Origin of the sequence: Trichocoleus sp. FACHB-46, from assembly GCF_014695385.1 — a bacterium.
Lineage (GTDB): Bacteria > Cyanobacteriota > Cyanobacteriia > FACHB-46 > FACHB-46 > Trichocoleus.
In genome coordinates this window covers 1-6,619 of record NZ_JACJOD010000061.1, presented here as the reverse complement: position 1 = coordinate 6,619, position 6,619 = coordinate 1, and the positions used below count along the sequence as shown (strand labels likewise).

The window sequence follows — 6,619 nt, the reverse complement described above, 5'->3', positions numbered from 1 at the left end:
CCAGCCTCTAGCTCCCGCTTCATTCAGTACATCCTCAAGTTCTATTTCGTTAATCTTCCCGGCCCCGAATGTTCCTTGAGCAAAGAACTTAATCGTTTTATATTCCCACTCACTCATGGCCTTCTCTAAAGCGTTTCAAAATTACCCTAGAATTTTCCGATACCCATCTTTCACTACAAAGTCTGATCTTGGAGGCGATCGCCCCCCGAGCAAATCTCTGAAAGCTCAGCTCCCCCGTTGCTTCAACCATTAACCCAACTTGGCTCCACCACTCACTCAAAAGTGGACATAACTGCCACTAAAGGATAGCGGTCTAGCTAGGAGATTAGACTGAAAAATTCGGTTATTGATCTAACTTTGGATAATAGAGCGAATCTTTCTCTATATCATTCCAAAACCAACTATCGACGAGCTACCGATCGCTTCTTAAAACCTCAATGCCGCGATCGCCCCCTCCAGTTGCAGCTCCGACACCTCTAGATACCACTGAAGCGCTTGCAAGCTACGATGCCCCGATATCTCCTGAATGACTTGTAGCGGTATCCCTGCACGGCTCATTTGGGTCAGAGCATTTTGTTCAAAACTGTGGGTTTTTAGCTCGGCACAACAGGTAAAGCTTTCCAGCTAGGGAAGGATGACATCGAGCAAGACTAAATCCGGTTGGCTCTGGGAATAAAGGGCTAAGCATTCTTGGCCGTTTCTTGCTTTTATGACTCGATATCCCACTTGCATCATCACTTGAAACCGTTGGGAGCGCTTCTCATTCTTGGCAACTAGGATGAGAGGAAAGTTAATGTGGGCTAGGGCAATCTTCATTCTGAGCCCATTGCACTGCTTGGGTTAAAGCCGCTTGCACCCGCTCATCCTTTGCTTAGAAGAATTGCTGATCAGGACCTAGAAGGGTGGACAAAGGTTATTGCCTGCTATCCTGGGTTAGGGAGCTGTTCCAGGTCTGATTTTGTAACGGCGATCGCTCCTCCACTCCAGCAGTAGCTAAATTTTATTCATACTGTTCTCAAGTGATGGGTTGCTCCTACTGCTCATGAAAGCCATTCCCCAGTTTCTGAAAAAACTATCAAAGTTATTCGAGCAGTTGCACAAGCCGCAATTTTTGGGAGTAGTAGCTGGGGTGCAACTTGTTATTTTGTTGCTACTTTGGTTCACTTGGCCAAAGGCACCTATTACGCTGACATTTGTAGTTCCTGCTCCTGAAAGCCAGCATTGGTCAAGGCTGATTCAAGATTTTCAAGCACAGAATCCCGATATTCAAATCCAACTGGTGGAAGGAGCTTACACTACCAATGAAGTGGAAGCCATCTATACTTCTGCTCTACAAACAGGCAGCTCGATCTACGACTTGATCTATCTCGATATCATCTGGACTCCAAAGTTTGCCGCCGCAGGTTGGCTCAGCAATCTCTCAGATCACGTTTCGTCCAATGACTTAGCTCCATTTTTAATCGATGACATTGAGGCAGGACGTTACCAAGGAGCGCTATATCGCATCCCCTTCCGCACCGATGTCGGTATGCTCTACTATCGCAAGGATTTACTACAGCAGATAGGCGAGTTAGCCCCATCAACATTTGCAGAGCTAGTGCAGGTTTCCCAACAGTTACAGCAACAGCAACAGGTTCGCTGGGGCTACGTTTGGCAGGGGCAACAGTATGAAGGGTTGGTAGCGATGTTTGCGGAAGTCCTGGCTGGATATGGTGGGTTCTGGATCAACCCGGAAATTGGGGAAGTTGGACTCGATCAAGCTCCAGCCATCCAGGCTGTGGAATTTCTCCGAGATACGTTGCAACTGGGCATCTCTCCCGCTGAAACTACAACCTACGACGAAGAAGAATCCTTCGAGAAGTTTCAGCAAGGCGAGGTAGCTTTCTTACGTAACTGGCCTTATATCTGGCCGAGAGTTGAGGCGATGAAAACGCTTCAAGGAAAAGTTGGCATTAAACCGATGGTGCATGCCCCAGGCTATCGTAGTGCAGCTTGTAAAGGAGGGTGGGGGCTTGGGATTGCGAGAAATGCTAAACACCCCGAAGCAGCTTGGCGAGCGATTCAATTTTTCACCAGTGCGGAGTCACAGCGTCGCTTTGTGCTTCAGTCTGGATATTTACCTACCCGTCGCGATCTCTTTATAGATCCTGCGATCGCCCAAAAATATCCTCACTTTCCCAGTTTGCTCCAAGTCCTAGAGCATCCGGTTTTGCGTCCATCCATCCCGCAGTATGACCAAGCTTCTCAAATTCTCCAGCGTCATCTCAGTGCAGCCCTAACCGGACAATCGAGTGCAGCCGCTACGATGCAAGCAGCAGCCAAAGAGACCCGGCGATTGTTGGCCAAGAGCTATTGAACTTGGGCGGGTAGAGGCAGGTCACGATCGCGATAGGTGTCCCAGTTTTGCTGTTGCTTGGCCTGTAACCACAAGAAGCCTGTAATCAGCTGGAGTAGAAACAGGCATAGATTGAGGATGATTAACCATCGCAGGCGCGGACTCGCCAGAGACGGCGGTTTCTGCGGAGATGGAAAGTCAGGAGCTAAGCGTTGCAAAATTTCCTGAGTATTCAGGGGGCGTTGTCCAGGAAAAGGAGCCATTAAGTCATCAATTAAATCTGCAAGTCTAGCTGAAACTTGGGAGGCGGCATCGCGCCAATTCAGGGCTCCTGTTTGCGGATCTTCTAGTAGGTCGATCGGATGTTTGCCAGTCAACAGATAGACGAAGGAACGACCCAAAGCGTAAAAATCTGATTGAGGAACCGCTTTGCCATTCACCTGTTCTAAAGGGGTGTAGCCTGGCGAAACAATTCCTGTGACTTCTCGACCACTGCCGACTTTAGCGAGATAGGTATTGGTCACTTCTCTAGCTGTGCCAAAGTCGATTAAAGCGAGTTGACTTCCTGGCTGGAGCATGATGTTAGATAACTTGATATCTCGATGAAACAACTCATGCTGATGCACAACATCCAAAATCTCCACTAGTTGCTTCAGCCATTGCCAAGCGATCGCCTCTGAAATAGGGCCCTGTTGCTCTAACCACTGCTCTAGATTTTGCCCCTCAATCTTTTGCATCACCAAACAGTGCAGCATTAGAGAATGTTTATAAGTAACAGGGTGGATTGAAAGGCTGAAGAAACCATCAGGTTCTACTCGCGGAATGCCTGAATGTTGCAACTGTTGCAGCGTTTTTGCTTCTCGCTCAAATAGCTTGAGTAATTTAGGAGTTTTCAGGACTTTCAGGACTTTCAGCATCCCTTGATCCTCAGTTAGAAAGACTTCAGTCTGTCCCAGTTCATCCAGTTCCCGCAACGGTTGAACTAAGCGGTAGCGTTGCTGGATCAGCAGAGGGGTGCCACAGGCAAGACAAGCGGCAATATCATTGGGATTTTGGCGTACTAGGCATTTCGGATTGATACAGTAGCTCACACTCAATCCTCTAGCTGCTTTAGTTGTTCCAGTTGATTCGTGACATATTCCATCACAACGGGCTGCAAAGTAAAACCAGCGACGCTTTTTTCAATCAGCGATCGCCTCACTAAAGATTCTAAAGCTCGTAATAAATCGGACGGCAAAACAGGTTGTAAACTCTCTTGCAACTTAGCCAGCATGACAGGTTCTTTGACTTTCGCAACCTGATATAGAATTTCATGTTCTAAAGGAGATAAACGGTTGACTTGCTGCTCAATAAAATCGTTAATATCTCCAGTAATCAGAGTCATGCGCTGCTTCAAAAAGTCTGTCACACTGCCATCAAAAATTTCTTTAATGGTCGTAGAAACCATTTTTAAGACGAGAGGATTGCCGCGATAGATTTGAATTAAAGTAGTCCATTGTCCTTCACCTGATAGGTCTTTGGCCTGCAAAATTTCTCGTGCTGCTTCTTTGAGCCCTTCAAGTTTGAGCGATCGCACAGGTTGATTGCTACCATCTAATAAAGCAATTTCTCGTGTTTGTTCGCGACTAGTCAAAAGTAGACAGCTTTGGTGAGTTTCTTGGCTCAATCGTTGCAATAATTCCCCATAGCTTTTATATCCTTCGTGATAATGTCCTGCAAAATCGCCACTGCGTAGAATCGTTTCTAGGTTATCCAAGACCAACAAACAGCGGTACTTGCGCAGATACTCCATCAAGGTAGCAAGTTGGCTTCCAATCTTAATGGGTGAGTGAGTCACACGCTTAGGAGAGAGTAGCTGTAACCAATCGCCTAATAATTCTTCTAGCGGTAAGGGCCGACGCAGCGATCGCCAAATCAAATAATCGAATTGACCTTGAATTTGGTGAGCCAGTTTAGCCGCTAAGCTCGTTTTACCAATTCCGCCCATGCCCAACAAAGTGACGATACGACAGCGATCGCCCACAATCCATTGCTCTAAAGTCGCGAGTTCTTCTTGTCGCCCATAGAACACAGAGATATCGGGTGCTTCCCCCCAACTCGAAGTGGGTTGCACCTCACCCTCTAGTGTAGAAGTTTTATAGCCTGCTGCCTCTAGCCAAGTTGTGATCTCTCTCCAACTCTCAACCGTATTTGTGGCTCTCCCCGTTAAAGCTTCTACGTAACGGTACAAAGTATTACACAGATCAACTTCTACAGTTTTGGCTGTCTTCACTAATTGTGTTGCGATCTCTGCTGGACTGTAGCCACAAAGTAGCCCTCGCAGATGCAACTTCTCAACCTCGGTCAATCCCAGTTTCTTATGAGGGGCAATCTCCCGTTTAGCAGTAGCCAAGTCTGGATACAGTTTATCAAGATTCCAAGTGGTTACGGCCTGATCAAATGGATCTGGGATCAACACCATGATTCGCTGCTGGACTGCAATTTCTAACCATTAATCCTAACCAAATTCCTAACGGTGATTAGAGCGTTCCTAACGACTGCTCCCCTTAATCTGGATGCAATAACAACTCCAGTTTAGAGTGTCGCGAGAAAAATGCAAGGAAATGCCTGCCGCTGTTTTCAGCTCTCTTGACTCTCGCTCTCTGGGCGGAACTTGATGTGAAATTTCGCTAGGAAATAAATAGTATGACTTTTACAGTAACGCGATTTCAATCCACGATTGGCCTAAGCTTAGCAACGGTTGCCATTGTCAGTATCCCAACTGTGAGCCTCGCTGTTTCAGTTGAGCAAGTGCCCAACCCTCGGCAGGTGAATGGGGGATGGGTGACCGATACGGCAAATATCCTCAGCCCTGCAACAGAAGCCAACCTGAATCAAAAGATTTCGGAATTGGAAGCAAAAAATGGCAGTGAAATTGCTGTGGTCACAGTTCCAGATACTGCACCTTCTGCAACGCCCAAACAGTTTGCCACAAAGTTGTTTAACTATTGGGGAATTGGTAAGGCGGCGCATAATAATGGCGTTTTGTTTCTCATTTCCCTAGGCGATCGCCGTGTCGAGATCGAGACAGGCTATGGCATTGAGGAGCATTTACCGGATGCTCAGGTGGGGCAGATTATTGATCAGCAAATTGTTCCCCGCTTGAAGCAAGGTGATTTTGATGGCGGCACTTTAGCAGGAATTCAAGCGGTGACCCAAGATTTAGCCCCCGTGATTTACAGTGTTAGTTCTTCCAGCCCCACCGCCAATACATCACTAAACACCACAGCTGTACAGACATCTGCCATGAATACAGCAGTTAGCCCCAGTTCCGTGGACGAGGTATCTTCCAACTCAGCTACAGAGGTATCAGACTTCACCCGTGACTTATTCAACTTTTTAGGATGGGGAGGATTTCTATTGTTTGCTGCCTTATGCGTTGCTGCGCTCATTCGCAATCATGATGACGATGATTCCAACAGTGGCGGGGGGGGAAACAAGCGATCTAAACAACGCCCAATCTGGTCTTTTACAAGTAGCAGCCATAGCGGCGGCTATAGCGGTGGAGGGTTTGGCGGTTGTAGTGGTGGCAGCAGTAGCAGTGGCGGGGGGGGTGGCTTTGGTGGCGGTAGCAGTGGCGGGGGTGGCGCAGGCGGTGGCTTTTGATCTCCAACGACACCCGATTAATTAAGACACCTGCCCAACTTCAAGATTGGCTCGGCGGAAGTAAGCGGTAGACATGAGGCCGATCGCCTTACACTGCTCTGCACAGCGGCAAAAGATGGCATCATATTCTGTCATCTTTTCATCTTGCATTTCATCACAGGCGATCGTGCACTTGAGGGCTAACATCATCGCTACAACTGCTTATTAATACAAGCCTCAGTTTCGCTTTTCACCCACGGCAACGCGGCTAGTTACTGAATTTGCGATCGCCTGAGACCACAAATAATGACTCCGGTAGACAATCACCTAGAAGGTGGCATTAACCCTTTAAGTTGCACTTTCCCACAATCACCCTTACGCACTTACCACTATGCGATTTGTGGGTAGAACGAATGCCTTCTCAGCCCGTCTTACTTAAGCTTTAAACCAAGCACTCAACATTCTTATTCACCGCAACCCTTCCGGCATCATTCCTGACCTGCGGTTATCTACACTAATTTGTCCTCGTTTCGCCTCCGTGATTTCGACCGTCTCATGGCAGCGATCGCTGATCGCTTAGTTGCTTCAGTTAAGCAACCTCATTCCAATTTTCAGGCTAAACCATTCTACGCTTACACAGGAAAACTCCTGATGAAATTG

Annotated in this window: 8 protein-coding genes; 2 read left to right on the top strand and 6 right to left on the bottom strand. The window is 47.5% G+C overall.

Annotation, left to right across the window (positions count from 1 at the left end):
* The 3 genes from H6F72_RS31250 to H6F72_RS26060 all read right to left on the bottom strand — a co-directional run.
* On the bottom strand, positions 1-117 hold a 117-nt coding region (locus H6F72_RS31250; RefSeq protein ID WP_190442370.1), incomplete at its 3' end, for a DUF4177 domain-containing protein.
* Between the two features lie 309 nt (positions 118-426).
* Positions 427-624, bottom strand: a complete 198-nt coding sequence (locus tag H6F72_RS26065; protein WP_255527380.1) for a tyrosine-type recombinase/integrase — start codon at positions 622-624, stop codon at positions 427-429.
* The gene (locus tag H6F72_RS26060) at positions 625-816 is read right to left on the bottom strand and encodes a hypothetical protein (RefSeq protein WP_190442367.1); all 192 of its coding nucleotides are present in this window, start codon (positions 814-816) and stop codon (positions 625-627) included.
* Positions 817-1,042: 226 nt separating this feature from the next.
* On the opposite strand from H6F72_RS26060, the gene H6F72_RS26055 reads away from it, so the two are divergent.
* Positions 1,043-2,356 carry an ABC transporter substrate-binding protein gene (locus tag H6F72_RS26055; RefSeq protein ID WP_190442364.1) on the top strand — a complete coding sequence of 438 codons (1,314 nt, stop codon included), beginning with the start codon at positions 1,043-1,045 and terminating at the stop codon, positions 2,354-2,356.
* Here H6F72_RS26055 and H6F72_RS26050 read toward each other — a convergent pair.
* The gene (locus tag H6F72_RS26050; RefSeq protein WP_190442362.1) at positions 2,350-3,426 is read right to left on the bottom strand and encodes a serine/threonine-protein kinase; all 1,077 of its coding nucleotides are present in this window, start codon (positions 3,424-3,426) and stop codon (positions 2,350-2,352) included. The genes H6F72_RS26055 and H6F72_RS26050 overlap by 7 nt on opposite strands.
* A gap of 2 nt (positions 3,427-3,428) precedes the next feature.
* Positions 3,429-4,796, bottom strand: coding sequence for an NB-ARC domain-containing protein (locus H6F72_RS26045; protein WP_190442360.1), 1,368 nt, complete (start codon positions 4,794-4,796; stop codon positions 3,429-3,431).
* Positions 4,797-5,020: 224 nt separating this feature from the next.
* Here H6F72_RS26045 and H6F72_RS30510 point away from each other — a divergent pair, with 224 nt between their 5' ends.
* Complete coding sequence (locus H6F72_RS30510) at positions 5,021-5,980, top strand: YgcG family protein (protein WP_242017144.1); 960 nt, start codon at positions 5,021-5,023, stop codon at positions 5,978-5,980.
* Between the two features lie 21 nt (positions 5,981-6,001).
* Here H6F72_RS30510 and H6F72_RS26035 read toward each other — a convergent pair whose 3' ends face one another.
* A complete protein-coding gene (locus tag H6F72_RS26035; protein WP_190442358.1) occupies positions 6,002-6,169 on the bottom strand; it encodes a hypothetical protein in 168 nt (55 codons plus the stop codon).
* Positions 6,170-6,619 lie beyond the last annotated feature (450 nt).

What these genes read in the sequence shown, in the direction of transcription:
- H6F72_RS26060 (WP_190442367.1), bottom strand. Translation starts at nt 816, where the DNA reads ATGAAGATTGCCCTAGCCCACATTAACTTTCCTCTCATCCTAGTTGCC.
- H6F72_RS26055 (WP_190442364.1), top strand. Translation starts at nt 1,043, where the DNA reads ATGAAAGCCATTCCCCAGTTTCTGAAAAAACTATCAAAGTTATTCGAG.
- H6F72_RS26045 (WP_190442360.1), bottom strand. Translation starts at nt 4,796, where the DNA reads ATGGTGTTGATCCCAGATCCATTTGATCAGGCCGTAACCACTTGGAAT.
- H6F72_RS30510 (WP_242017144.1), top strand. Translation starts at nt 5,021, where the DNA reads ATGACTTTTACAGTAACGCGATTTCAATCCACGATTGGCCTAAGCTTA.
- H6F72_RS26035 (WP_190442358.1), bottom strand. Translation starts at nt 6,169, where the DNA reads ATGATGTTAGCCCTCAAGTGCACGATCGCCTGTGATGAAATGCAAGAT.